Annotated in this window: 20 protein-coding genes; 8 read left to right on the forward strand and 12 right to left on the reverse strand. The window is 67.3% G+C overall.

All coding sequences use genetic code 11. The features are described from left to right. Nucleotides 1-95 precede the first annotated feature (95 nt). Both JOD97_RS21530 and JOD97_RS21535 read left to right on the forward strand, forming a co-directional pair. Nucleotides 96-752, forward strand: coding sequence for a GIN domain-containing protein (locus JOD97_RS21530; protein ID WP_209723092.1), 657 nt, complete (start codon nucleotides 96-98; stop codon nucleotides 750-752). 98 nt (nucleotides 753-850) lie between these two features. Further along, complete coding sequence (locus JOD97_RS21535) at nucleotides 851-2,743, forward strand: GGDEF domain-containing phosphodiesterase (protein WP_209723094.1); 1,893 nt, start codon at nucleotides 851-853, stop codon at nucleotides 2,741-2,743. A 147-nt stretch (nucleotides 2,744-2,890) separates the two neighbouring features. Here JOD97_RS21535 and JOD97_RS21540 read toward each other — a convergent pair whose 3' ends face one another. Further along, nucleotides 2,891-3,787 (reverse strand): head GIN domain-containing protein, encoded by an 897-nt coding sequence (locus JOD97_RS21540; protein ID WP_209723096.1) that lies wholly within the window; start codon nucleotides 3,785-3,787, stop codon nucleotides 2,891-2,893. 156 nt (nucleotides 3,788-3,943) lie between these two features. Here JOD97_RS21540 and JOD97_RS21545 point away from each other — a divergent pair, with 156 nt between their 5' ends. Continuing rightward, complete coding sequence (locus JOD97_RS21545) at nucleotides 3,944-4,318, forward strand: nucleotide pyrophosphohydrolase (RefSeq protein WP_209723098.1); 375 nt, start codon at nucleotides 3,944-3,946, stop codon at nucleotides 4,316-4,318. Here the strand turns inward: JOD97_RS21545 and JOD97_RS21550 are convergent. The 8 genes from JOD97_RS21550 to JOD97_RS21580 form a co-directional block, all read right to left on the reverse strand. Further along, complete coding sequence (locus JOD97_RS21550; RefSeq protein ID WP_209723100.1) at nucleotides 4,315-5,232, reverse strand: alpha/beta hydrolase; 918 nt, start codon at nucleotides 5,230-5,232, stop codon at nucleotides 4,315-4,317. The genes JOD97_RS21545 and JOD97_RS21550 overlap by 4 nt on opposite strands. An 89-nt stretch (nucleotides 5,233-5,321) precedes the next feature. Next, nucleotides 5,322-7,802 (reverse strand): TonB-dependent siderophore receptor, encoded by a 2,481-nt coding sequence (locus tag JOD97_RS21555; protein ID WP_209723103.1) that lies wholly within the window; start codon nucleotides 7,800-7,802, stop codon nucleotides 5,322-5,324. A 58-nt stretch (nucleotides 7,803-7,860) separates the two neighbouring features. Next, entirely contained in the window at nucleotides 7,861-8,406 is a 546-nt protein-coding gene (locus tag JOD97_RS21560; RefSeq protein WP_229264629.1) for a RidA family protein, read from the reverse strand. 24 nt (nucleotides 8,407-8,430) lie between these two features. Next, nucleotides 8,431-8,856: a cytochrome c gene (locus JOD97_RS21565; protein ID WP_229264630.1), complete on the reverse strand. Its 426-nt coding sequence runs from the start codon at nucleotides 8,854-8,856 to the stop codon at nucleotides 8,431-8,433. Between the two features lie 23 nt (nucleotides 8,857-8,879). After that, the gene (locus JOD97_RS21570; protein WP_209723108.1) at nucleotides 8,880-10,487 is read right to left on the reverse strand and encodes a flavin monoamine oxidase family protein; all 1,608 of its coding nucleotides are present in this window, start codon (nucleotides 10,485-10,487) and stop codon (nucleotides 8,880-8,882) included. 393 nt (nucleotides 10,488-10,880) lie between these two features. Continuing rightward, nucleotides 10,881-12,719 (reverse strand): Mu transposase C-terminal domain-containing protein, encoded by a 1,839-nt coding sequence (locus JOD97_RS21575; RefSeq protein ID WP_209723111.1) that lies wholly within the window; start codon nucleotides 12,717-12,719, stop codon nucleotides 10,881-10,883. Next, nucleotides 12,719-12,853: a hypothetical protein gene (locus JOD97_RS33030; protein WP_255585896.1), complete on the reverse strand. Its 135-nt coding sequence runs from the start codon at nucleotides 12,851-12,853 to the stop codon at nucleotides 12,719-12,721. Before JOD97_RS33030 ends, JOD97_RS21575 begins: the two co-directional genes overlap by 1 nt. A gap of 311 nt (nucleotides 12,854-13,164) precedes the next feature. Further along, nucleotides 13,165-15,399, reverse strand: a complete 2,235-nt coding sequence (locus JOD97_RS21580; RefSeq protein ID WP_209723114.1) for a DEAD/DEAH box helicase — start codon at nucleotides 15,397-15,399, stop codon at nucleotides 13,165-13,167. A gap of 198 nt (nucleotides 15,400-15,597) precedes the next feature. On the opposite strand from JOD97_RS21580, the gene JOD97_RS21585 reads away from it, so the two are divergent. Further along, nucleotides 15,598-16,593 carry an alpha/beta fold hydrolase gene (locus tag JOD97_RS21585; protein WP_209723117.1) on the forward strand — a complete coding sequence of 332 codons (996 nt, stop codon included), beginning with the start codon at nucleotides 15,598-15,600 and terminating at the stop codon, nucleotides 16,591-16,593. A 587-nt stretch (nucleotides 16,594-17,180) separates the two neighbouring features. On the opposite strand, the gene JOD97_RS21590 is transcribed toward JOD97_RS21585, so the two are convergent. Beyond that, a complete protein-coding gene (locus JOD97_RS21590; RefSeq protein ID WP_209723821.1) occupies nucleotides 17,181-17,453 on the reverse strand; it encodes a hypothetical protein in 273 nt (90 codons plus the stop codon). 62 nt (nucleotides 17,454-17,515) lie between these two features. Next, nucleotides 17,516-17,812, reverse strand: a complete 297-nt coding sequence (locus tag JOD97_RS21595) for a hypothetical protein (RefSeq protein ID WP_209723120.1) — start codon at nucleotides 17,810-17,812, stop codon at nucleotides 17,516-17,518. Between the two features lie 188 nt (nucleotides 17,813-18,000). On the opposite strand from JOD97_RS21595, the gene JOD97_RS21600 reads away from it, so the two are divergent. From JOD97_RS21600 to JOD97_RS21615, 4 genes are all read left to right on the forward strand, one after another. Next, a complete protein-coding gene (locus tag JOD97_RS21600) occupies nucleotides 18,001-19,623 on the forward strand; it encodes a M28 family peptidase (protein WP_209723123.1) in 1,623 nt (540 codons plus the stop codon). A gap of 107 nt (nucleotides 19,624-19,730) precedes the next feature. Further along, a complete protein-coding gene (locus JOD97_RS21605; RefSeq protein ID WP_209723126.1) occupies nucleotides 19,731-23,192 on the forward strand; it encodes a polymer-forming cytoskeletal protein in 3,462 nt (1,153 codons plus the stop codon). 80 nt (nucleotides 23,193-23,272) lie between these two features. Further along, nucleotides 23,273-23,974: a dienelactone hydrolase family protein gene (locus JOD97_RS21610; protein ID WP_209723129.1), complete on the forward strand. Its 702-nt coding sequence runs from the start codon at nucleotides 23,273-23,275 to the stop codon at nucleotides 23,972-23,974. A 9-nt stretch (nucleotides 23,975-23,983) separates the two neighbouring features. After that, nucleotides 23,984-24,427 carry a thioesterase family protein gene (locus JOD97_RS21615; RefSeq protein WP_209723132.1) on the forward strand — a complete coding sequence of 148 codons (444 nt, stop codon included), beginning with the start codon at nucleotides 23,984-23,986 and terminating at the stop codon, nucleotides 24,425-24,427. Between the two features lie 15 nt (nucleotides 24,428-24,442). Here JOD97_RS21615 and JOD97_RS21620 read toward each other — a convergent pair whose 3' ends face one another. Next, a complete protein-coding gene (locus JOD97_RS21620; RefSeq protein ID WP_209723135.1) occupies nucleotides 24,443-24,937 on the reverse strand; it encodes a DUF3016 domain-containing protein in 495 nt (164 codons plus the stop codon). Nucleotides 24,938-25,094 lie beyond the last annotated feature (157 nt).

Here is a 25,094-nt window from a genome sequence, read left to right on the forward strand (position 1 = left end):
AGTTCGTCGCAAAGTTGTCGGTCCGGGTGGCGAAGTTCAGTAAAATCAACGTTATCAGAATGAGTAACCATCGAACCAACCATTGAGGATACACCATGCGCCGCACCGCTTCCGCCATCCCGACCACCGCCCTCGCCATCGCCCTGGGCGCCGCCTTGACCGTGGCGAGCGTGCCCGTGCTGGCGGCGGAATCGACCCGCGCGCTGCCGTCGTTCATCGCCGTCAACGCCAAGGGCGCGTTCGCGATGACGGTCGAAGTGGGCAAGGCGCAGTCGGTGGTGGTCAGCGGCGACGACAAATTCGTCGCCTCCGTGAAGACCGAGGTGCTCGACAACGAGCTGCAGATCACCATGCCCGATAAGAGCTACAACGGCGGCAAGGGCGATCCGCGCATCACCATCACCGTGCCTTCGCTGAGCCGCGTGAAGGTCGAAGGCGCCGGCGAGACCATCATCAGCAAGGTCAACACCGATCGCCTCGACATCGGCTACCTGGGCGCCGGCCACCTGGTCGCCAGCGGCAAGGTCAAGTACCTGCGCCTGAACGCCAAGGGCGTCGGCGAGGTCGATACCAAGGCGCTGCACGCGGACCGGGTCGATGTCAATTTCGAAGGCGTGGGCAACGTCAGCGTCTATGCCAGCGATTTGCTCAACGCCGTGGCCAAGGGCATGGGGTCGTTGAACTACTATGGCAAGCCGAAAACGGTCAACAAGTCGGTATCGGGCATCGGCAGCGTCAGCGCCCGCGACTAGACCGCGCCGGCAGGCCGGTGACACGGTTGGCGATTACGGGTACCATCGAAAGCACCAACGAATCACAATCAATCCATCGCACCGGGGAGACGGCAAACGTGGCTGCGCCGAACGACATCGCGCACTGGCGCGCGCAGATCTTCGCCAGGCTGCTGCTGATCGTGTTCCTGCTCGGGGTGGTCACGGCCATCCCCAGCATGCTGCTGGCCGCCGGCGAGGGCATGTGGTCCATCGTCGTCATCGACTTCGTCGCGCTGTGCTGGCTCGGCGCCATCCTGCTGCTGCGCCGCGTCGCCTACACCGTCCGCGTGATCAACTTCCTGGCGGTCGCCTTCGTGGTCGGCGTCGGCCTGCTGCTCAAGGTCGGACCGGTCAGCCAGATCTACCTGATGGCCGTCCCGGTGCTCGCCGCGCTGCTGCTCGGATTGCGCCCGGCGATATGGACGCTGCTGCTGGCCGGACTGGCGGTGATGGTGCTCGGCTTCGACGAAAACGCCAAGGTGCACATCGAGGGCATGCCGGACCACGCCTTCCTCAAGTCGGCCATCATCTCGCTCAACTTCATGTTCATGACGGCGGTGCTGACGTTGTCGTGCGCGGTGCTGCTGCAGCAGCTGGCGCGCTCGTTCGACGAGCTGCGCGCCAGCGCCGATTCGCTCGAGCGCCTGGCGTTCTTCGACGTGCTCACCGGCCTGCCCAACCGCCGCCTGCTGATGGACCGCATCGAGACGCTGCTGGCCAGCTCCGCGCGCAGCGCCACCTTCAGCGCGGTAATGTTCATCGATCTCGATCGATTCAAAACCATCAACGACGCGCGCGGCCACGCGATCGGCGACGCGCTGCTGCGCATGGCGGCCGAGCGCCTGAGCCAACTGGTGCGCAAGGCCGACACCGTGGCGCGCATCGGCGGCGACGATTTCGTCGTGGTGCTGGCGCACCTGGGCGACGATCTGGAAAGCGCCACGCGCGCCGCGCGGACGGTGGCCGACAAGGTTCGCCTCGACATCGGCAGGGAGTTCGAGATCGAAGGCCAGCTTTATGCGTTGACCGCCAGCACCGGCGTGACGATGCTACCCAAATCGAGACCGGCGACGCAGCAGCAGAACGCGCACGACCTGCTGCGCGAGGCCGACACGGCGATGTACCGCGTCAAGGCCGAGGGGCGCAACGGCATCGCCTTCTTCGAGGCGGCGATGCAGACGGCGGTGGAACAGCGGCTGTCGATGGAACGCGACCTGGCCGCCGCGCTGGCCGCCGGCGACCTGCGGATGCACGTGCAGCCGCAGGTCGACCGCGACGGCCGCGCGATCGGCGGCGAGCTGTTGATGCGCTGGCCGCTGGCCGACGGCACGATGGTGGCGCCGTCGGTCTTCATCCCGGTGGCGGAGGAATCGGGACTGATCGTGGCGCTGGGCGCGTGGGCGCTGCGCCAGGCCTGCGAGGCGGTGCTGCTGCTGGAGCGCGCCGGCCTGCCGATGCCGCTGTCGGTCAACGTCAGCCCCAGCCAGTTCCGCCAGCCCGATTTCGTCGCGCTGGTGCGGCGCACGCTGGCCGACACCGGCGCGCCCGCCGGGCGGCTGATACTGGAGGTGACCGAAGGGCTGCTGATCGATAAACTGGACGACACCGTGGAGCGCATGCGGCAGTTGGCGGAACTCGGGCTGCGCTTTTCGATCGACGATTTCGGCACCGGTTATTCGAGCCTGGCGTACCTGAAGAAGATGCCGCTGTATGAGCTGAAGATAGACCGCGGCTTCATCGTCGACGCGCCGGACGACGGCAGCAGCGCGGCGCTGGTGCAATCGATCCTGGCGATGGCCGGGCATCTGGGTTTGCACGTGGTGGCGGAGGGGGTGGAAACGCGGGCGCAGGCCGATTTCCTGATCGGCCACGGTTGCCCGTGCCTGCAGGGCTATCTGTACGCGCGGCCGATGCCGCTGGCGGCGCTGATCGACCAGCTGACGAAAAGCCCGGCCACAGCGGCCGGATGAATTTGGGATCACGTAGGGCGGATTAGGCGGAACGCCGTAATCCGCCATCTTTGAGCCGCCGACGGCGCATGCATGGCGGATTACGCTACGCTAATCCGCCCTACGTGGTTCCGGGGTTCAGACGGACAGTTCATGTCGTGGACATTTTTATTGCAGCACGCTGACCCTTTTGCCGCTGACGCTGCGCTGCGCCGGATTACCATACACGGTGACGCGCCCGGACCCATTGGCGTCGGCCACCAGCGACTGGCTGACGCCGGCCGAGATGCTACCCGAGCCATTCGCGCTCAACTCCGCGCTCTGCCCCGTCAAGCCGGCCAAATCGGCGCTGCCCGAGCCGTACACGCGCACCACCATATTGCGCACGCTGCCGCTGGCGTTGACGCCGCCCGACCCGTGCAAATCCAGGTTGAGCGACTCGCCCTGCAGACGCCCCAGGTTGAGCCGCCCGGAGCCGTTCAAGCTGGCCAACGCGGAGCCGCTTTGCAGGCCGGCGGCGTCGATGCCGCCGGAACCGTTCAAGCGCACCTCCAGCCGGCCGACGTCGCCTGCCAGCCGCACCGAGCGCGAGCCGTTCTGGCTCAGGTTCAGCGGGCCGCCATTGAGGCCGGAGACCGACAACCGCCCGGAGCCGTTCGAATGGATCTGGCGCAGCTGGGGCGTGGTATAGAGCACCCGCAGCGGCGCGGACGAGCGCACGTTGCCGTCGACCCAGACGCGCAAGGTGCCGCCGCCGGCGTCGGTGCGCACCAGCGGCAGCAGGTTGCCGTCGCCTTCGACCCGCAGCGAGGCCGCCTCGCCGACCCGCACCTCGACCTCCAGCGCGCCGTTGATATCGAGGCCGTCGACGTTGGCGGCGACGACGGCGTCGCGCCGTTCGACGGCGCCCTGGCCGTTGCCCTCGACCGTGCCGCCGCCGAAGGCCGATTTATACTGCATGCTGCCGTCCTCCGGGACGACGATGACGGCGCAACCGGCCAGGGTGGCGAGGGTGGCGCAAGCGGCGATGGTGGCGATGGCGATGGCGATGGCGGAGCGGCGCATGATCGGATATCCGTGAAGTTATAGTGTTATCACTATAGCCAGTCGCCCGCGGCCGTGCCCGCGCCATGCGACAAAACGCCGAAACCGTGGAATGAAGCGTCGATAAGGCCGGCGGCGCCGGAATCCGCGGACGACAACGGTGCTAACATGGCGGCCATGGATACGACGCCCCCCTCCCCTTCCGCCGACAGCCTGCTGCTGCTGCGCGACCTGACCCGCGCGTTCGCCCGCGAGCGCGACTGGGAGCAGTTCCACACCCCGAAAAACCTGGCCATGGCGCTGTCGGTGGAGGTGGCGGAACTGGCCGAGCATTTCCAGTGGCTGCACACCGGCGCCGACGCCGAACTCGATGACGCCAAGCGCGCCGGCATCCGTCACGAACTGGCCGACGTGCTGCTATACCTGGTGCAACTGGCCGACAAGAGCGGCGTCGACCTGCGCGCCGCCGCGCTGGAGAAAATAACGCTCAACGCGGCCAAATACCCGGCCGACCGGGTGCGCGGCGACGCCCGCAAATCCACCGACTACTAATTAATAGCGGGCTGGCCGACGCCGAGCGCCTTGCGGATCTGCGCCGCGACGATGGGCCACGACGGCGACGTCGCCGCCACCTCGTCGTAATGGCTCGCCCCCGGCAGCGTGATCACCTCGGCCGCGTCGCCGGCGGCGATGGCGCGGCGCGCGTAATCGTGCCCGGCGCGCGGCGGCGAGACCGTGTCGAACTCGCCGTGGATCAGCACCGTGCGCACGCCGGCCGGCAGCATCTCGGCCGGCGAGGTGTCGGCGAAGACGTCCGGCCGCGCGGCGCTCGGCGCGCCGGCCAGTTGCGCGGTGGCGCGCTCGCAACTGGTCTGGATCAGCCGCGCCTCGTTGCGCAGGTCGGCCAGGCCTCCGAGGCTGATCACGGTGGGCACCGGCAGCGGATCGGCCACGTACAGGGGGCTGGTGCGCGGCAGGCGCGCGCGCGAGCCGGCCCATTGCGCCAGGTGGCCGCCGGCCGAGTGCCCGACCAGCACGATGCGCGACAGGTCGAGCCGGTGCGGCGGGGCGAGCGCGCGCAGGCGGTCGATCGCGGTGGCGACGTCGTGGTACATGCCGGGGTAGCCGCCGCCGTCCTCGTCGACGCGGCGGTATTCGATGTTCCACACCGCCACGCCCTGGCGCAGCAGGTCGCCGGCCATGTTGCGCATCTGCGTGATGCCGCCGAACTGGCTGGTCCAGCAGCCGCCGTGGATGACGGCGGCGACCGGGAACGGGCCGTCGCCGGCCGGCGCGAACAGCTCGGCGAACTGGGACGGGGCGGCGCCGTAGGCTTCGCGCAGGCCGGGGGCAGGGCCGTCGAGGGCCAGGTAGTCCTGTAGCGTCATCGGCGCGGCCGCGCCGGAGGCGCCCGCATTGCCCGCGGTGGCGGCGGCCAGCACGGTTCTGCCCATCGTCTTCAACATGCGTCGCTCCTTGGTGGAAGCCGCCATGCTACACCAAAAGAAAACCGCCCCGGAGGGCGGTCGTGGCAGGACGATATACAGCTAACCTCTTACCATTTGTAGTTGGCCCGCACGTAGTAGTAGCCACCGTTGATGCCGAACGGCGAGAACGACGGCAGCACCGTCACCGCCGCGTTGTCCAGCGCGGCGCGCTGGTCGGCCAGCAGCGCCGGATTGACGCCGTTCGGGTAGGTGTTGAACAGGTTGTTGGCGCCCACCGCCAGCGACCACGCCGGATTGACCTTGTAACCGACTTCCAGATCGGTGATCGCCTTGGCCTTGATCTCGGTCTTGTGATAGACCGAGCCGTCTTCGCTGCCGTAGTCGTTCGACTTGCCGTAGATCGCCTCGCGCAGGTTGATGGTCCAGTCGCCGATCTTCCACAGCGCGCCCAGGTTGACGCGCAGTTTCGGCGAGGCCGTCTCCAGGTTCGAGATGGCGGTCTTGTCGAGCAGCGTTTGCGGCAGCAGCTGCGCCGGCGCCTGGTTGATCTTGGTGACTTCAACCTTGTTGTAGTTGGCCGCGATCGACCAGTCCACGCGGCCGTAGGCGCCGTAGTTCTCGTTCAGCGTGGTGACGAACTCCAGTCCCCGGCTGCGGGTGTTGACCGCGTTCGAGAAGATGTTGATGCCGGTCTGGCTGACGGTACTGTCGAGCACATTGCCGTTGGCCAGGATCGCCGCCGTCACGGCCGGCGAGTTGACCGCGCCGCCGGAGCCGTACAAGGAGCCGGAACCGACGATGCGGTCGCGGATCTTGATCTGGTAGACGTCGAACGTGATATTCAGATTGCTGGCCGGGTTGAGCACCATGCCCAGACTCAGGTTGGTGGACGCTTCCGGTTTGAGGCCGTCGACGCCGACCAGGCGCGCGCCCGGCGAATTGGGCGCCAGCTGCACGAAGGCGCTGGTCGGGCCGACGTTGGTGGCCGAGTAGTACGATTCGGCCAGGGTCGGCGCGCGGAAGCCGTTGCTGAAGGTGCCGCGCACCGCCGCCGCCGGCGTCAGGTCGTAGCGCGAAGTGAGCTTGCCGACCCTGGCGCTGCCGAAGTCGGAGAAGTGCTCGTAGCGCCCCGCCAGATCGACCGTCAGGTCCTTGATCGGATTGCCGGCGATGTCGATGTAGGCGGCCTTGTTGGTGCGGCGGTGGCTGCCCGCGTCGGTCAGCGAGAAGCCCGGATAGGACTGCGAGCCTTCCTTGTAGCGCGAGGCCGGGTCGCCGGCCTGGATCTCGTACTTGTCGATGCGGTGCTCGATGCCGCCGGCGATGGTGAGCGGCTTGCTCCAGCCGACATCGACCTCGCGGCTCGCCTCCAGCGACGTGGTCAGCTGGCTGGCGATGAAGGCGCCGGCCTTGAACACCGCCGGCGAGTAGCCGGTGTCCTTGAACAGCGAGACGTTGGTCGAATCCTCGACGCCGATCTCGGACTTGTCGCGGCCATAGGTGGTGCTCAGGTCCAGGTTCCAGTCGGCCAGCTTGCCCTTGACGCCGCCGGTCCAGGCGAAGTCCTTCTGGTTGATCTTCTCCTTCGGCGAGAAGCCTTGCGGGTACATGACCGGGATGCGGGTCGGCAGGCGGTAGTTCTCGTAGGCGCGCGCCACCTTCTCGCCGTAGGTGGCGATGCTGTAGATCTGCGCATCCTTGGTGACGTCCCAGCCGAAGTTGGCCGCCAACACCTGCAGGTGGTACTGGGCGTCGCCCTGGATCTTGTTCAGGTACGGATAGCCGGGGATCGAGGTCATGTTCGGCGCGGCGGCCATGTTGCCCGGATCGATGACGCGCGGGTCGATGCCGCCACGGTCGCTGTAGCCGTGGTACTTCGATTCGGCCGTCACGCTCAGGAAGGCGTCCTTGAACGGCTCGAAGCCGACGTTGGCCGAGGCGCCGGCGGTCTTGCCGCCGCCGTCCCAGTAGCCGCCGCCGGTGGCCGAGGCGGTGCCGCCATGGTCGTTCGATTTGAGGATGATGTTGATCACGCCGGCGATGGCGTCGGAGCCGTATTGGGCCGCCGCGCCGTCCTGCAGCACCTCGATATGGTCGATCGCCGACACCGGGATGAAGTTCAGGTCCGCCGCCGCGCCGCCCTGGTACGGGCCGCCCAGCACGGCCAGGTTGGCGGTGCCGTGGCGCCGTTTGCCGTTGATCAGCACCAGCGTGTTGTTCGGGCTCAGGCCGCGCAGGCGGGCCGACAGCGTCAGGTTGGCGGTGTCGCCGCCGAAGGCCTGGGCGGTGAACGACGGCAGGTTCTGGGCCAGCGCCTGGATCAGGTCCGGCTGGCCGGTGCGCATCAGCGAGGCCGAGTCGAGCACCTGGATCGGCGAGGCGCTGTTCTCGGCCTTCATGCCGCTCGAGCGGGTACCGGTGACGATCACCGAGCCGGCCGAGGCGGCCGGGTTGGCGTCCGCCGGCGCGGCGGCGACGTCCTCGGCGCCGGCATCGGCCGGCGACGCAGGGCTGGCGGCATGCGCGGCGCCCATGGCCAGGGTGGACAACACGGCGGCGACGCCGATCTTGAGTGTGGCCTTATGCATATTTAAATCCCCAGTTGAATAATAAGAAAAGTAAGACCTGAACCCGAACCTGCAGCGTTTATTTTTTGGCGGCGACCACCTCGATCTCGACCAGCCAGCCCGGGTTGCTCAAGCCGGCCACCTGCACCACGGCGCGCGCCGGCAGGTTGGGCTGGGCGCCGCCGAAGTACTGGGTGTAGGCCTCCATGAAGCCCTTGGTGTCGCCCTTGCCGCCCTTGGCCGGATCGCCGACCAGGAACACGGTCATCTTGACGACGTCCGACATCTCCAGCTTCATGCCCTCGAGGATCTCCTTGATCTTCTTGAGCACCGTCTCGGACTGGGTCTTGGTGTCGCCGAAGGCGGCCAGCGAGTCCGGCGCGGCGGTCGTGTCGATCACCGCCGGCACCTGGCCGCTGATGAAGTGGATGGTGGCGGTGGGCGGCACCGTCACCGCCAGCGCGATCGGGAAGTCGGAGTTGGGAATCTTGTGGCGGACGATGTCGGCCGCCTTGGGCGCCTTGGCGGCGGCCATCGCCGACGGCGCCGCCAGCAGGCCGACGGCGGCGGGGATCAACAGCGCGCTTACTGCGTTCTTCAATGCGTGGGTCAAAGCTTTGTTCATGGTCTCGTCTCTCTTTGGTTGTGATCAGTGTTTGTTCGACATCTCGGCGCTGCCGAAATGGGCCACGCCCAGCGTGTCGCGCAGCTTGAGCACCTCGGCCTCGGTCAGCGCGTCGGCCTTGTTGCCCCAGCTCGAGCGCACATAGGTCAGGATCGCGGCCATGTCGGCGTCGCTGATGTTCTCGCTGAAGTCGGGCATGCCGCCGCGCCCCTTGAGCAGCACGGTGGCCACGTCGGCGTGCTCGCCGGTGACGAACTTGCTGCCGGCGAGCGCGGGAAACGCGCCCGGGATGCCCTTGCCGGTGGCCTGGTGGCAGGCCGCGCAGTTTTTCAGGAACAGCGCCTTGCCGTCCGGCGCCGGCGCCGGGCTTTGCGCCCGCGACGGCGCCGTGGCCGCCGCCGCGAGGCCCGCCACGATCACCATCGCGGCCTTGAGCAGCGTATCTCTCATACCTCTCATACCTCTCATTCCCCTCATGCGCTGGCCCTAGCGTGGATTTTGGCGATCTGCTGCCACGCCGATTCGATCGCGCCGGCCTGCCAGCCGGTCAGGTAGCTCAGGTGCTCGCCGGCCAGCATGACGCGGCCCTCGCCCTCGAGCAGCGTCGGATAGGCGGCCGCGCGGGTCTTGTCGGTCCATTCGGCCCAGCCGCCCAGGTTGTACTGCACGCGGTGCCACGCCACCGAGAACGCGGTCTCGTACTCGTCGCGGTACTGCGGGAAGATCTTCTGGCCGGCGGCGACGGCGAATTCGGCGCGCTCGGACGGCGTCAGCGCGCTGACCTCGATGGCGGCCGTCTGGTACTGGTAGTAGCCGAGCAAAACGCCCTTCTTCTTTTGCCAGCCGTACGACGGCATCGAGATGGTGTTGATGCCTTTGAGGTCGGTGAGCACGTGGCCGCCGTAGATATGGTCGTCCTCCTCCCAGAAGCGGCGCTTCATCTGCAGGCCGATCTTGCCGACCGGCGCGTAGGCCACGGTGGCGACGGCCTTCTTGAAACCGTCGGAGAAATCGGTGTCGATCTGGCGCAGCACCGACAGCGGGATGGTGCACAGGCAGTAGTCGGCCGTCACGCTGCCGGCCTTGCCGGTGGCGGTATCCTTGAAGGCGATGGTGACGCCCTTGTCGTTCTGGCGGATGGTCTGCACCTCGGAGCGGTAGCGGATCACCTTGCCCACGCGCTTTTCGAACGCCTTCGGGATCGCGTCCATGCCGCCCACCGGCTGGAACATCGTCGCCTGCATCGGGAAGTCCTGCACCGCGCTGTAGACGTTGCCCAGCTTGGACGCCAGCAGGTCCTTGAAGCCCAGCGGGTCGGACTGCTTGCCCGGCCCCGGCTCCATGCCGGCGCCCGGGTTGACGGCGAAGCCGCGGCCGGTGCGGCCCTTGTATTGCAGGTCGGCGCCGGCCAGTTGGCCCTCGTGCGCCAGGTAGTCGAGCAGCAGGCGCTTGTCGTCGGCCGTCAGTTCGGCGTCGAGCTGGCTGTTCTTGGCCGACTTGGCCAGCAGCTCGCTGACGTGGCCGCGCATGTCGGCCTTGATCTCCTTGATGCGCAGGCGCTTGCCGGAAAAGGGTCCGGCGTTTTCGGAGTACACATAGGAGTGGTCGTTTTCGTTGACCATCACCTCCAGCGGCACCTCGAACAGGCGCGTGTAGTGCAAGGTGGACTGGTGGTGCAGCGGGATGCGCCACGGGCCGTGGTTGATGTAGTGGCCGTCGTCGAAGGCGCAGGTCTGTTTTTCGCCGCCCAATTCGGTCAGGCTGAAGCCCTTGCGCGCGGTCTGGCAACGGCCGCCGGCGAAGGCGCGCGCCTCGAGGATCTGGCACTGGTAGCCCAGCTTGCCCAGCTCATAGGCGGCGGTCAGCCCGGCCAGGCCGGCGCCGAGGATCACCACCTTCTTGCCCTTGCCGCTGCCGCTGAGCTCCGGCGGCGCCGACGCCGTCGAGCCGATGCCCATGCCCCAGGCGTTCATGGTATTTAACAGCAATCCGGTGCCGCCGACAGCGGCCGCCCGGTACAGGAAGTCCCTTCTGGTAAACGAACTAAACGATTTAAACTGTTTTACTGTTTTGCTATCCATCTGCTTTCCTCACCAGTCTGCCTGAAATAACCCCGGGTCACTTGCTTCCCCATAGTTCCAATCTAGCAAGGCTCGTGCCACGAGATGAAACCAAAACAAACATGCTTCAACGAGAAAGTAAGCCTTATGCCACAAGGCCTCCTGACATTGAACAATGTTCTTACATGCGCGCCTTGAGCGGTATCGAAGCACGCCGGAAAGCGTCGCCGGCGACAAACTTTATTTACGCGAAACAGACTTTATTTGCGGCGCGGCGCCGAGCGCGGGCGCCGGCCGGGCGGCGTGGCGGCGAGCGCGCGGCGAGGGGGCGCACCAGCAAGTGGCACGTGTCGGAAGACGGGGTTGGGGGAATGCACGACGCTGGACCGCGCCGCCGGCGGCGGCGCGGCGGGATCAGCCGGCGAAGCTGGCGAAGGCCGGCGCGCCCGCGCGCGCCGCCGATGGCGCGGGGGTGGACGTTGGCGCCTCGCGCGGCAGGCGCGCGATTTCCTCGGCCGACAGGTGGCGCTGGGCGGCGCAGGCGTCGTCCAGGTGGCAGGCGTGGAACTGCATCGGCGCGGCCGGATCGAGCAGGTAGACCATGTCCAGATTGGACGGGTCGTAGGCGACCTTGACGCCCCACTGCCCGCGCAGGCGGGCGCGGTCGAACCAGCGCTCGTTGATGGCGCGCGCGCAGGTGTAAGTACTTTCGAACAGGCGGATGCCGTCGACGGTGACCTGCGCCGGCGCCACCGGCATCAGGCTGCAGCGGATCAGGTGCTCGGGATAGGTTTTAAGGCTGCCGCCGCGATGCTGCACGCCCCAGTCCCACAGCTGGCGCGGGGTGGCGTTGCCGGCGTGGCGCAAGGGGTGGCGGTTGTTGTAGTACAGGATGCAGTCGATGACGATGCGGCTGAACTGCTCCAGATCGAGCACGCCGTCGAGGCGGCACGGCGCGCCGTCGTCGTTGGGCGCCAGCAGGCGGAATCGTTTTTCCAGCACCGCCTTCCAGTCGGACGGGCCGTCGTCGACGGCGACGCAGCGCAGGTTGAAGTTGTTGAGCAGGGTTTGGCCCATGACCGCGGCGCCGCCGTCCCCGCCGGCCGTCAGCGCGGCGTTGGCGAACAGGGTTTCGGGCAGGTGGCGGCACGGCCACTGGGCCGCCTCGATGCGGCGGCCGAACTGCTGGCTGAAGCGCTGCTTGTCGGCGCCGCAGTTGGCCAGCGCCAGCATCGCCTGCGGCCAGCTGGCCGGGCCCATGCCGATGTAGACGCCGGTCACCAGGCGGCTGAACGAATCGAGCGCCAGATAGACGCGCGGACGGCCGATGGCCTGCTGGCGGTCGGCGCGCGAGACCAGCTGCACTTCGGCGCAGACGGCGTCCAGGTAGAAGCCGGCGCCGGGACGGCCCGGCGGCAACGACTGCGGCGACAGCGCGGGCGCCGGCGGCTCCACGCTCTCGCCGCCGCGGCGGGCCACCTCCGGCGGGCGGTCGTCGTCGTGGTCGAGCCAGTAGTTGAACTGGCCGAAGGTCGGCAGCACGGCGTTGCGGCCGGCCGGCGTGGTCAGCACGCGGCCCGATTCGGCGTCGATGCGGCGCTCGACGAAAAACTCGTCGAGCATCTGCTGGTAGGCGCCCAGGCGCGAGAACTTGGCGTGGCCGGCGGCGTAGCGCGCGGTGGCGACGCGGAAGGTGCGGCGGATTTCCTCGTCGGCGTTCAGGCCCGGCCCGGCGTCGTCGCCGTTCTTGCGCGGGCGTCCGCGCTTGATGCCGGCCGAGGCCTGGCGCACCTTGCCCTTGCCGCCCGAATTGCAGTAGTCCGGCAGCAGCGCGTTGGGGGTCTGGCCGCGCTGCCAGTAGCGGCGCAGGTAGCGGTAGATGGTCGGATGCGAGACGCCGTGGGTGCCGGTGGCGCGGGCCACCAGCTGGCCGCGCTGGCGGGCCTCGTAGATGCCCGGCTCCAGCGCCACCAGCGGTTCGATGATCTCCCAGGCGCGCGCGCGCAGTTGCAGGTGCTTGGCCGGCAGCAGGTCCTGGCTGACGACCATCAAATACGGGTCGGCCGGCAGCACGCTGGCGCGGCCGGCCCGGATGTCCGCGTGCAGCAGCGACAGTTGGACGAGTTCTACATCGGCCGAGCGGGCCGCCACGTCGAAGACATAGGCGTGGCTTTGCTCGGGAGCGATCCACAAAATGCGGACGGTGCGCGGAGACGGATGCGTATAGTGCAGCAGATCGTTCCGCAGTAGCATTAGCGCCCCTTCGAGACGGTGAACGGCCGGCTGTCGACGATGATCGCATACGGGCCGGCCTGATTATGCTCGCGCAGCATCTGCGGCTTGAGCGAATCGACAAAGGTGTTCCACAGCTTCCTGAATGATGTCATCTCAATGCTCCGATCTAAACGACTTGTCTCCAGGTGGAGGCGCCTGCGCGTGCGCGCCTTTTATAACGATGTGCTATCACATATGCAATAAGCGGGCCAGCCTTGCCAGCGGGCAGCTTCTCCTACGAGAGTCGTTCATGCGGGGTTTTTCCGGGCCGCTGTTTGCGCCCGCTCAAGCTTTGTTTTGGTGCAACGCAACAGACGTCGCGCACCTTGTCCGTGCAATAACAGGCCGGGTGGGCGCCAATGAAAACGGGGCCTCGCGGCCCCGTTGATACTGCGGAAATGGCGGGCATGGCGCCCGCGCCGCCTTAATATTTCTTGCCGGCAGGCTTTTTCTTCGGTGGCGTCGACTTGCCCGATTCCGGCGGCATACGGTCGGCATGACTGATTTTCAGCTGCGCGCCGCCGACCCACACCTTGCCCAGGTGCTTGAACAGGTCGTCGGGCATGCCGTCGGGCAGCTCCACCATGCTGTAGGTGTCGAAGATCTCGATGCGGCCGATATGCTTGGCCTCCAGTCCCGCCTCGTTGGCGATGGCGCCGACGATGTTGGACGGGGTGGCGGCGTGGTTGCTGCCCACCTCGATGCGGAAGGCGCTCATCGGCAGGGTGACCTTGCCCGGCTTTTCCTTTTTCTTCTTCGGCTTGGCGTCATCGAGTTCGGCGGCGTCGACGCGGGCCGCGCGCGCCAGCGGCGAGGCGGCCGGCTTGTCGGCGGCTGGCGCCTTGGCCGGCGCCGCGGCTGGCGCCTTGGCCGGCGCCGGACGGGCCGGCGGCGCCGATACCGGGGCCTCGTCGCCGCTGTCGCGGCTGATGCGCAGCTGCTGGCCGGCGACCTTGATGCCGGCCAGGTGATCGAGCACGTCGCCGGTCAGGTTGTCGGGCATATCGAGCACGCTGTAGTCGTCGTAGATCTCGATGCGGCCGATATGCTTGGAGTCGATGCCGCCCTCGTTGGCGATGGCGCCGACGATATTACCCGGCTTGACGCCGTGCTGGTAGCCGACCTCGATGCGGAAGGTCTGCATGCCCGGATCGGCGGCGCGCACCACGCGCTCCTTTTTGGGGAAACGGTCGCCGCGCTCCGGACGCTCGGCGCGGTCGCCGCGCTCGAAACGGTCACCGCGGTCACCCCGCTCGCCGCGGTCATGGCGCTCGAAGCCGACCTGACGGCCCGGCCGCTCGTCCCAGGTGGCGGCGGCGCTCTGCTGTTTTTTATCGAGCAGCAGCGGCACGTCGCCGCGCGCCATCTTCGCCAGCGCGGCGGCGATCTCGATGGCCGGGATGTTCTGTTCGCGCTCGAAGTCCTCGATCAGCGACTGGAACTGTTCCAGCTCGCCCTGGGCCAGCGTTTCGCTGATCTGCGACTTGAATTTGGCGATGCGCACGTCGTTGACGGCCTGGATGGTCGGCAGCTCGAGCATGCCGATCGGCTGGCGGGTGGCCCGTTCGATCGATTTGAGCAGGTTCTTCTCGCGCGGCGTGATGAACAGGATCGCCTCGCCGCTGCGGCCGGCGCGGCCGGTGCGGCCGATGCGGTGGGTGTAGCTTTCCGGATCGTGCGGCACGTCGTAGTTGACCACGTGGCTGATGCGCTCGACGTCCAGGCCGCGCGCGGCGACGTCGGTGGCCACCAGGATGTCGATCTTGCCGTCCTTGAGCTGCTGGATGGTGCGCTCGCGCTGCGCCTGCTGGATGTCGCCGTTGATGGCGGCGGCCGAGAAGCCGCGCGCCTGCAGCTTGCTGGCCAGTTCCTCGGTCCCGAGCTTGGTGCGCGAGAAGATGATCATGCCGTCGAAGTTTTCCGCCTCGAGGATGCGGGTCAGCGCGTCGAGCTTGTGCATGCCCGACACCAGCCAGTAACGCTGGCGGATGTTCTCGGCGGTGCCGGTCTTGGCGGCGACGGTGATTTCCTTGGGGCTGCGCAGATAGGTGTTGGCGATGCGGCGGATCGCCGACGGCATCGTCGCCGAGAACAGCGCGGTCTGGCGGCTGTCGGGCGTCTCCTGCAGGATGCGCTCGACGTCGTCGATAAAGCCCATGCGCAGCATCTCGTCGGCCTCGTCGAGCACCAGCGTTTTCAGTTTGGACAGGTCGAGCGAACCCTTGTCCAGGTGGTCGATGACGCGGCCCGGCGTGCCGACGACGACGTGCACGCCGCGGCGCAACGCCGACAACTGCGGGCCGTAGCTTTGGCCGCCGTAGATCGGCAGCACGTGGAAGCCGGGGATGTGCGCGGCGTAGGTCTGGAAGGCCTCGGCCACCTGGATCGCCAGCTCGCGGGTCGGCGCCAGCACCAGCGCCTGCGGCGTGGTCTGCTTGATGTCGATGCGCGACAAGATCGGCAGCGCGAAGGCGGCGGTTTTGCCGGTGCCGGTCTGCGCCTGGCCCAGCACGTCGAGGTTATCGAGCAGCAGCGGGATGGTGGCCGCCTGGATCGGCGACGGCGACTCGTAGCCGACGTCCTTGAGGGCCTTGATCAGCGGCGCGCTCAGATTCAGATCGGTGAAAAGGGAAATGGGGGAAGTTGGGGTTGCAGACATGGCGTCACTCACAAGTATGTTCGAATCGCCTAATTGCGAAAGAAATTTGTGCGTAGTTTACTCTGTCTCGCCGGTTTCGGCCTTTTTTTGCGTGAAATCAGGGGTTTAAGGCCAAATTAAGGGCAATCGCGGGGTTGGCGGTTGCCGTCCAATCGTGCCCGCCCTATATTGGCCGCTCCCCCGCCCCTGGAGAATCCCATGCCGTCCACCCGCTCCGCCACCCTGGCCGCCTTGGCCGCGATCGGCGTCCCCGCCTTCGCCGCCACCTACGGCCCCCAGCTCGAAGGCTTCGCCTACCCGCACAAGCTGCGCTACTACGCCTTCACCTCGCAGGGCCAGAACCTGCAAATGGCGTACATGGACGTGCCGCCCACGGCCAAGGCCAACGGCAAGACGGCGGTCCTCCTGCATGGCAAAAACTTCTGCGGCGCGACCTGGGAGCAGAGTATCGCCGTCCTGGGCGCGGCGGGCTACCGCGTGGTGGCGCCCGACCAGATCGGGTTCTGCGCCTCGACCAAGCCGGATCGCTATCAGTACACCTTCCAGCAGCTGGCGGCCAACACCGACGCGCTGTTAAAGAGCATCGGCGTCAAGCAGGCAGTCATCATCGGCCACTCGACCGGCGGCATGCTGGCCACGCGCTACGCGCTGATGTATCCGGAGGCGGTGTCGCGGCTGGTGATGGTCAATCCGATCGGACTGGAAGACTGGAAGGCGCTGGGCGTGCCGGCGCGCAGCGTCGACCAATGGTACGAGCGCGAATTGAAGATGACCGCCGACAGCGTGCGCGCGTACGAGAAATCGACCTATTACGTCGGCCGCTGGAAGCCGGAATACGAGCGCTGGGTCGATATGCTGGCCGGGATGAACGCGGGGCCGGGCAAAAAGGCCGTGGCGTGGAACTCGGCGCTGATCTACGACATGATCTACACACAGCCGGTGGTCTACGAGTTCCCGCTGCTGAAGGTGCCGGCTTCGCTGATCATCGGCGACGCCGACACCACCGCCATCGGCAGCGACATCGCGCCGCCGGCCGTCAGGGCCAAAATCGGCAGGTACGAAGTCCTGGGCAAGCAGGTGATCAAGCAGATCCCGGACGGCCACCTGGTCGAATTCAAGGGCATGGGCCACGCGCCGCAGATGGAGGATCCGGCCGCGTTCCACCGCGCGCTGCTCGAAGAACTGGACCGCTAGAGGGTGCGGGGAGTGTGCCCGTCCACGGCTCCTTGTGGTAAACCTCCTCTTTCGGCGTCTCTTTTCCTCTCTTTTCCTCGCTTTTGGACTGTTCTCAAAAAAAGCGATCTAAAAAGAGGAAAAGAGAAGAAAAGAGAGGAGGAAAACGAATGTTTACCACAGTGACCGCGCGGCTCTCCCCCCACCCGGCTCCCGCTGATCGAGTATCCCTTAGGGGGCTCAGGTCCACCATTTCTACACGGGCTGGGCTTTTGGAGGTGTTGGTGGCGGCTCGGCGGTGGCGGATTACGGCGTTCCGCCTAATCCGCCCTACGTGTCTCCTCAACGGATCGTCATGCGGCTGGCCATCGGAATCACGTAGGGCGGATTAGCGCAGCGTAATCCGCCATGCACGCGTTACCGACGGCTCATACATGGCCGATTACAGCATCGCGCCGAATCCGCCCGACGCGAATCGGCCCGATTCACGGGCGACCCACAAAAAAAAGAGAGACGGGGCTATCCCGTCTCTCTCTTTTCCTGCGCCGCCCAGGCCCGGAGGTCCGGGGCGGCACGTCATGCGCTAACTGGCGATGCGCGCGGCTTGATTACTTGGCTGGCGTTGCTGGCGTGGCCGGTGCCGCTGGCGTCGCCGGAGTGGCTGGTTCCGCAGCTGCCGGCTTGGCCGCCTTTTCAGCCTTGACCTTCTTGTGATGCGTTTTCTTCGCCGCGGTGTGCTCGTGCGGTGCGGCCGGTGCCGCAGGGGCGGCGGCGGCTGCCGGAGCCGCCGGCGTGGCTGGAGCAGCCGGGGTGGCCGGAGCCTGGGCAAAAGCGGCGCTGGCGAACAAGGTGGCGATCAGGGTAGCGGTAATCTTTTTCATGATATAAATCCTTTTAACTGTATAAACTATTTAAATTATTTTAGTAAAACTGACCCTTCTTTTTACTTCTTCACTGCCACTTCTTTCGTTTCAACCTTCGCAGCGGCCACCGTGGCGGGGGCTGCGACTTTGGATTCCGTGGTTTCCTTGACGGTCTTGACCTTGTGCGCGCCGTGTTTGTCGGTTTTGACTTCGGTCTTCACTTCGGTCTTGGTCTCGGTGGACTTGGTGTCCGTTTTCGCTTCGACGTGGGCCGCGGCCGGTTTGGTTTCCGGCTTGGCGGGAGCGGCGGCTGGCGCCTGGGCGAATGCTGCGGTGGCGAACAGGCCGGCGATCAGGGAAGCGATAACTTTGGTCATGATGTGTTTCCTTTTTCTAGTTTCGGCAGCGGGACCATCCCGTGTCGCATGAGCAGAAAACGGCGCCCGCCACGGTTGAGTTGACCGCCATTACAACCTCTTACCGACTCTTACACTCGCTTACAATCGGTCGAAAATCCAGTAAGATGTCCCGCGTCCGCACCAGAACCACAAACTTAGGAGTCACCATGCGTCTTCCCCTGTTCGCCCTCGCCGCCGGCATCGCCCTCCAGGCCACGGCCCAAACCCCGCAACCCGTCATCGCCGAGGCGCCGCTGCGCGCCCACCTGTCCCTCCTGGCCGACGACCTGTTCGAGGGGCGCGGCACCGGCCAGCGCGGCGGCGACCTGGCGGTGCGCTACCTGGAGACGCAGGCCGCCGTCATCGGCCTCAAACCGCTGGCCGGCGGCGGCTACCGCCAGTCCGTCAAGATCGAGGGCACCAAGCTGCTGCCCGACAGCGCCGTGCGCTTCGACGCCGGCGGCAAGACCATCGCGCCCAAGACCGGCACCGAGATCGTCTTCGGCACCATGAGCGGCAAGCCGGAAGTGACCGTCGACGCCCCGCTGGTGTTCGTCGGCTACGGCGCCAGCGCGCCGGAGGAGAACTGGGACGACTACAAGGGCGTCGACATGAAGGGTAAGGTGCTGGTCATGATGGTCAACGACCCGCAACCGACCGCCGAGGAGCCCAACCGCTTCGCCGGCAAGGCCTACACCTACTACGGCCGCTGGCTGTACAAGTTCGAGGAGGCGGTGCGGCGCGGCGCCGCCGGCGCGCTGTTGATCCACACCACGCCGTCGGCCTCCTACCCGTGGAGCGTGCCGGCCAACGGCTTTGGCCACGAGCGCTTCCACCTGGCCGGCAAGGGCAACCCGGTCGAGGGCTGGCTGCAGGAGGACACCGCGCGCGCGCTGTTTGCCGCCGCCGGCTTCGATCTGGACGAGCTGCGCGCCAAGGCCGAACGGCGCGACTTCACGCCGGTCGACCTGAAGATCAAGGTGCACGCCGAGGTGCGCAGCGCGATCCGCCAGATCGAGCAGTTCAACGTGGCCGGCATCGTGCCCGGCACCGACGCCAGACTGAAGGAGCAGGCGGTGATCTATTCGGCCCACTGGGACCACCTGGGCATCGACGAGGGCGTGCGCCGCGACGACAAGACCGACCATACCTACAACGGCGCCATCGACAACGCCTCCGGCACCGCCGCGCTGCTGGTGATGGCCGCCGAGGCGGTCAAGCACCCGGCCAAACGCACCCAGATCTTCCTGTGGCCGGCGGCCGAGGAACAGGGCTTGCTGGGCAGCGCCGCCTACGTGCAAAACCCGGCCTGGCCGCTGGACAAGACCACGGCCGACCTCAACCTCGACAGCATGAACTTCGTCGGCAAGACCAGCGACATCGGCGTCGCCGGGGCCGAGCGCAGCAGCCTGTACGCCGCCGCCGGCGCCGTCGCCAAAAAAATGGGCTTGACGCTGGCGCCGGCCATCCCCGACCTGTCCGGCGCGTTCTTCCGCGCCGACCATTTCAATTTTGCCAAGGCCGGCGTGCCGGCGTTCAATGTCGGCTCGGCCGTGTTCTCCGGCGACGGCCACTTCACCTTCGTCAAGGACCTCGACCAGTCGCGCGCGCGCCTGGTCGCCTTCAAAAAGGATTACCACCAGGTCAGCGACGAGTACCACCCCGAGTGGGATCTGTCGGGCATGGTGCAGCAGGCGCAGTTCACGCTCAACCTGGGCTACGCGGTGGCCAACGCGCCGGCCATGCAGACCTGGAAGGCGGGCGACGCGTTCGGCAAGGTCAATCGCTAAATCCGCAGCGTCCGAAGACGCCGGACGATGTGGCCGGCGTCTGATATATGCCACAGGGCAACACCCGAAACGGCCTATAATGCCCCACAGGCATGTTCGGGTGGCGTATGACTTTCAATTTCTTCAGGCTTGTCGTTTTATTCACGACGCCCGCGCTCCGGCGCGCCGGCGCCGCCGCCGCCATGGCGCCGACGTTGTTGTTGGCCATGGCGCTGCTGCTGCCGGCCGACGCCGCCCAGGCCGCCGTCGACACCTTCAACGGCGGCGCCGTCGCCGGCTGCACGCGCAACAACACCACCTACACCTGCGCCACGCTGTCGCAGGCCAACGACATCACCATCGCCAGCGGCTACACGGTGGAGGTGGCCGGCAGCGTCTCCTTCGCCTGGGCCCAGGTGCTCAGGATGAGCGGCAGCGCCACGCTGCGCGCCGGCGCCGACCTCGATCTGCGCGGCCTGCAAACGGGTAACACGCAGGTGGCCGGCGGCACCCTAGCGGCCGGCGCCGCGTTCCGCCTGGGCTCCAACGACCAGACCGTCACGGCCGACGTCGTCGCCGCCGCAGTCGCCACCGGCGGGCCGTCGACCCGCATCAACGGCAACGTCACCGCCAGCGGCCTGGTCGACCTGGGCTCGAACTCGACCATCACGGGCGCCGTCAGCGCCGGCGCGCTCAACACCAGCTCCAACATCACGCTGGGCGGCGCGGTGACGGTCACCGGCGGCGTCAACCTGGGCTCGAGCACCACCATCGCCGGCACGCTGTCGGCGGCGACGGTGACGGCCAACTCCAGCCTGCAGGTCAACGGCGGCATCGTCGCCAGCGGCACCGTCAGCCTGAGCTCGGGCACCACGGTCAAGGGCGGCATCGCCGGCCCCAACGGCGGCAGCGCCGGCGCGGTCACCACCGGCTCGGGCTCGACCATCAGCGGCGACATCGCCGCCAGCGCCTTCACGCTGGCCTCGGGCAGCAGCCTGACCGGCGACATCAAGGCGCCGCAGGTCGAACTGAGCGCGGCCAACGCCAGCGTCACCGGCAACATCACCGCCAGCACCTCGCTGGTGGTCGGCAGCGGCGGCAGCGTCACCGGCAAGATCGACTCGCCCAAGGTCGACCTGAACCCCTCGGGCGTGACCATCAAGGGCGACATCAAGGCCGACACCTCGCTCACCATCGGCAGCGGCAACACCGTCAACGGCAACATCAGCGGCACCAGCCTGACCATCGCCTCGTCCAACGTCATCGTCAACGGCAACGTCACGATGAAGGGCGACGTCGACATCGGCTCGGGCGGCACCATCAACGGCGACCTGTCGGCCCGCAACGTCACCACCCACGCCTCGGGCGATCTCATCAACGGCAACGCCGCGGTCAACGCCATCTTCCTCGACTGGGGCTCGGCGGTGAGCAAGACCATCACCTGCACCGGCCCCGGCGCCGTGCTGTGCAGCTGCGTCACCAAGGCCGACCCCAATTACCAGCCCAGCTGCGGCGCGGCGCCGCCGTCGGGCGTGCACCACTACCACATCACCCACAACGGCAGCGCGCTGACCTGCCAGCCGCAGACGGTCACCGTCACCGCCTGCGCCAACAGCGCCTGCACCACGCCCAACTACAGCGGCAGCGTCACCGCCACGCTGCAGCCGGGCGGCAAGTCGTTCACCTTCACCGGCGGCCAGACCACCAGCGCCACCGTCGAGCAGCCCAGCGCCGGCACCGCCACGCTGTCGGCCGCCGGCGCGCTCAACGCCAGCACCTGCTTCAACACCGCCGACCCGACCTCGACGCGCCCTTGCGACATGCAGTTCGACACCACCGGCCTGCTGGTCAGCGCCAGCGACCACGTGTCGATGATGCCGGCCAGCGTCACCATCCAGGCGCTGAAGGCAACGCCGAAAAACCCCAGCTGCGTGCCGTTGGTGGCCAACCAGAAAGTCAACGTCAACCTGTCCTGCAAATTCAGCAATCCGGGCCCCGCCGCGGCCGCCAACGTCAACGTCAAGATCGACAGCGCCGCCCTCGACTGCCGCGGCGGCCCGGTCGCGGTGCCGCTCACGTTCGACGCCAACGGCATCGCCACCGCCGCGCTGCAGTACGCCGAGGTTGGAGAGGTCGCGCTCAACGCCAGCTACGCCGGCGCCAGCTTGAGCGCCGCCGGCGGCGGCAGCTTCATCGCCGCGCCCAAGTCCTTTCTGATCGAGGCGGTCAGCACGGTCACCAAGGCCAACACCTCCCGCCTGGCGGCCGGCGCCGTGTTCGCCAGGGCCAGCGAGGGCTTCACCGTCAAGGTCAGCGCCGTCAACGCCGAAGCGTCGCCGAAGGTGACCACCAACTTCGGCAAGGAAAACACGCCCGAGAGCATCACCATCACCCCCGCCCGCGCCAACCTCGACGCCAACGGCAATCCCGACCCCGCCCGCCAGAACGGCGCCATCAGCGCCGGCAAGTTCGCGCCGCCCAGCGACGGCGCCTACGCCAGCGTGATCGATGCCGCCGGCACCGGCCTGTGGAGCTTCAGCGACACCGGCGCGATCAAACTGGACGTCACGCTGTTCAACTCCACCGGCTATTACATGGGGCGTGTCAACCCGGCCTTCAAAACCGCCGGCACGCTGACCGTGGGCCGCTTCATCCCCGACCATTTCGACACGGTGCTGATGACCAACGACGAGATCAAGGCCAGCGTGCCGAGCACCATGCTCGAAGGCCGCAGCATGGACTGCGCCGCCGTGGGCGCGTCGACCCGGCCCTGCCCCGGCAGTACGGGCAGCTTTATCCACTCGGGCCAACCGTTCTTCGTCAAGGTGCTGGCCTACAACGGCGCCGCCACGCCGGCGCCCACGCTCAACCACACCGGCACGTACGCGGCGGCGGTCGCGCTGTCGGCGTTCACCGCCGCCGGCGGCGCCACCGCCACGCCCGGCGGCGCGCTCGGCTGGATCAACCCCGCCGGCGGCGGCCCCACCAGCGCCACCAACTTCAAGTTCGACAAGGGCGTCGGCACACTGGCCGACCCGGCCGGCAACCTGCCGCGCTTCCGGTTCAGCGCCGCCTATCCGGCCCAGGACGTGCTGCCGGCGACGTTCTATGTGCGCGCGACCGACGCCGACGGCGCCAGCTCGCTGCGCGCCAGCGCGGCCGCCTCGGTCGAGGCGCAACTGACCGCGGTCAGCGGCCGCCTGCTGATCGCCAACACCTACGGTTCGCCCAACAGCAGCATGCCGGTCGACGCCAGCGCGCAGTACTACATGCCGGTGGGCTACGTGTTCAATCCGCTGGTGCAGCTGACCAGCGGGCCGATCGCCGGCGCCATCATCTTCGACAACTGCCTCAAGGGGCTCGCCGGGCGCTGCCCGTCGATGGCGGCGGCCGCCTCGCCGGCCACGTTGACGCTCGCCAACGGCAAGGGCAAGTTCCGGTTGGCGCCGCCCAACCCGGTGACGACGACGATCGGCTCGGTGGACGTGTCGCTGGGCGCGCTGATTTACTACCTGCCCAGCACGATCGGCCGCGCCACCTTCGGCATCTACCGCTCCGGCCCGGTGATCTACCGCCGCGAGGCCTACTGATCGAGCGCGCTCGCGCGCGCCTGCAAAGGCGCGCGAAACAAGGTACGATGGCCGCTTTTCTGCCCCCAACAAGGAAAGCCATGGAAACCAATTCGAAGTGGATCGACATCGACGCCGCCGACGGCAAGTTTGAAGCCTATCTGTCCCTGCCGCGCTCGGGCAAGGGCCCCGGCATCGTGTTGCTGCAGGAAATCTTCGGCGTCAACCAGCACATCCGCAACGTCGCCGACCAGTACGCCGCCGACGGCTACGTGGTGCTGGCGCCGGACCTGTTCTGGCGCGCGGGCGCCCACATCGAGCTGGGCTACGACGGCGACGGCTGGAAGCGCGCCGTCGAGCTGATGAACGCCACCGACGTCGACCGGGCCCAGGCCGACATCGGCGCCACCGTCAAGGCGCTGCGCGCGCTCGACGCCGTCGGCGCCCACAAGGTCGCCTCGCTCGGCTTTTGCTTCGGCGGCAAGCTGTCGTACCACACGCTGGCCAACGGCCTGGTCGACGCCGCCGTGTGCTACTACGGCGGCGGCATCCAGAACGCGCTCGAGCGCGCCGACCAGATCACCGCGCCAATGCTGATGCACTTCGGCGGCGCCGACAGCCACATCCCGGCCGACGCCGTCAAAAGCATCGCCGAGCGCTTCGACAGCAACGACCAGGTCGAGATCCACGTCTACGAGGGCGCCGAGCACGGCTTCAACTGCAACCACCGCGACAGCTACCAGCAGCGCGCGGCCGCGCAGGCGCACGGCCACACGCTGGTGTTCCTGGGCGAACAGCTGTAAGGGACCGCGATGGCACGCCTGACGCTGGAGTTCCCCGAGGACCAGTACTATTTCGAGACCCGGATGACGGTGCGCAGCACCGACATCAACGCCGCCAACCACCTGGGCAACGACTCGATGGTGTCGATGCTGTCGGAGGCGCGCGCGCTGTTCCTGGCGCACTACGGCGCGCCGGAGATCGACGAAGACGGCCTCGGCACGATCGTCACCGACCTGGCGACCAGCTACCGCGCCGAGGCGCACGCGCGCGACGTGCTGCGCTTCGAGGTGGGGGTGATGGACTTCAACCGCTACGGCGGCGACCTCACCTTCCGCGTCACGCGCCCGGCCGACGGCAAGCTGATCGCCATGGCCAAGTACGGCTTCGTATTCTTCAACTTCCGGCAGGGCCGCGTGGCGCCGATGCCGCCGGCCTTCCTGGCCCACTTCCCCAAGGCCAACCGGATCGACTAATTGGCGCGCGGGCCTCTAGCGCCCGGCCAGCTTCGGCACGATGGTCTTGCCGAACCACTCGTCGATCATCTGCTTCTCGTAGCGCAGCGGATCGCTGTCGGAGTGGCGCCCCAGGCGCTGCTGGTAGTTCATGTTCGACAGGTGCTCGTCGCCGCTGCGCAGCACCTGGCCGTTTTGCTCCAGCGTGTAACGCAGATCCATCTGCGGCCAGTCGGCGCCGCCGCGCATGATGCGGATGTCCTCGCCGCCGCTGCGGCGCGGCCACAACTGCCCGGCCAGGTCGATGTCGAGCACCTCGATCTTCAGGTTCTGGCCGGCCGGCAACTGCTTGTTGAGCGAGGCGAAATACTGCGCGAAATCCTTTTCCAGGCGCTCGCGCTCTATGGGGCTGCGCGGCATGTCGGTGAACTCCTCCGGCTTGACGAACGTCACGCTCACGTCCGCCCACGCGGCGCCGCTGGCCAGCAACGCCAGGGCGGCGGCCAGCAAGGGTTTGGTCATCAGGCGCATGGTGCTACTCCTTCACGGGTTGATGACAAATAATATAGCCCTTTTCGCCGGCCGCCGCCCGGCCTGAATCGATTTGTTACCAAGCCTTGTTACCAAGCCCGGGCCCGGCGTGCCGGGGCGCTGCCATGTCACGCTCCTGTCATAACAGATCGCTAAG

Source organism: Duganella sp. 1411 (genome assembly GCF_017833525.1).
Lineage (GTDB): Bacteria > Pseudomonadota > Gammaproteobacteria > Burkholderiales > Burkholderiaceae_D > Rugamonas.

Bases quoted from the DNA above. Each gene is read 5' to 3' on its own strand.
- JOD97_RS21540 (WP_209723096.1), bottom strand. From the start codon at position 3,787: ATGCGCCGCTCCGCCATCGCCATCGCCATCGCCACCATCGCCGCTTGC.
- JOD97_RS21615 (WP_209723132.1), top strand. From the start codon at position 23,984: ATGGCACGCCTGACGCTGGAGTTCCCCGAGGACCAGTACTATTTCGAG.
- JOD97_RS21590 (WP_209723821.1), bottom strand. From the start codon at position 17,453: ATGAAAAAGATTACCGCTACCCTGATCGCCACCTTGTTCGCCAGCGCC.
- JOD97_RS21585 (WP_209723117.1), top strand. From the start codon at position 15,598: ATGCCGTCCACCCGCTCCGCCACCCTGGCCGCCTTGGCCGCGATCGGC.
- JOD97_RS21605 (WP_209723126.1), top strand. From the start codon at position 19,731: ATGACTTTCAATTTCTTCAGGCTTGTCGTTTTATTCACGACGCCCGCG.
- JOD97_RS21610 (WP_209723129.1), top strand. From the start codon at position 23,273: ATGGAAACCAATTCGAAGTGGATCGACATCGACGCCGCCGACGGCAAG.
- JOD97_RS21600 (WP_209723123.1), top strand. From the start codon at position 18,001: ATGCGTCTTCCCCTGTTCGCCCTCGCCGCCGGCATCGCCCTCCAGGCC.
- JOD97_RS21570 (WP_209723108.1), bottom strand. From the start codon at position 10,487: ATGGATAGCAAAACAGTAAAACAGTTTAAATCGTTTAGTTCGTTTACC.
- JOD97_RS21530 (WP_209723092.1), top strand. From the start codon at position 96: ATGCGCCGCACCGCTTCCGCCATCCCGACCACCGCCCTCGCCATCGCC.
- JOD97_RS21550 (WP_209723100.1), bottom strand. From the start codon at position 5,232: ATGTTGAAGACGATGGGCAGAACCGTGCTGGCCGCCGCCACCGCGGGC.
- JOD97_RS21555 (WP_209723103.1), bottom strand. From the start codon at position 7,802: ATGCATAAGGCCACACTCAAGATCGGCGTCGCCGCCGTGTTGTCCACC.
- JOD97_RS21620 (WP_209723135.1), bottom strand. From the start codon at position 24,937: ATGCGCCTGATGACCAAACCCTTGCTGGCCGCCGCCCTGGCGTTGCTG.
- JOD97_RS21560 (WP_229264629.1), bottom strand. From the start codon at position 8,406: ATGAACAAAGCTTTGACCCACGCATTGAAGAACGCAGTAAGCGCGCTG.
- JOD97_RS21575 (WP_209723111.1), bottom strand. From the start codon at position 12,719: ATGCTACTGCGGAACGATCTGCTGCACTATACGCATCCGTCTCCGCGC.
- JOD97_RS21545 (WP_209723098.1), top strand. From the start codon at position 3,944: ATGGATACGACGCCCCCCTCCCCTTCCGCCGACAGCCTGCTGCTGCTG.
- JOD97_RS21580 (WP_209723114.1), bottom strand. From the start codon at position 15,399: ATGTCTGCAACCCCAACTTCCCCCATTTCCCTTTTCACCGATCTGAAT.
- JOD97_RS21565 (WP_229264630.1), bottom strand. From the start codon at position 8,856: ATGAGAGATACGCTGCTCAAGGCCGCGATGGTGATCGTGGCGGGCCTC.
- JOD97_RS33030 (WP_255585896.1), bottom strand. From the start codon at position 12,853: ATGACATCATTCAGGAAGCTGTGGAACACCTTTGTCGATTCGCTCAAG.
- JOD97_RS21595 (WP_209723120.1), bottom strand. From the start codon at position 17,812: ATGACCAAAGTTATCGCTTCCCTGATCGCCGGCCTGTTCGCCACCGCA.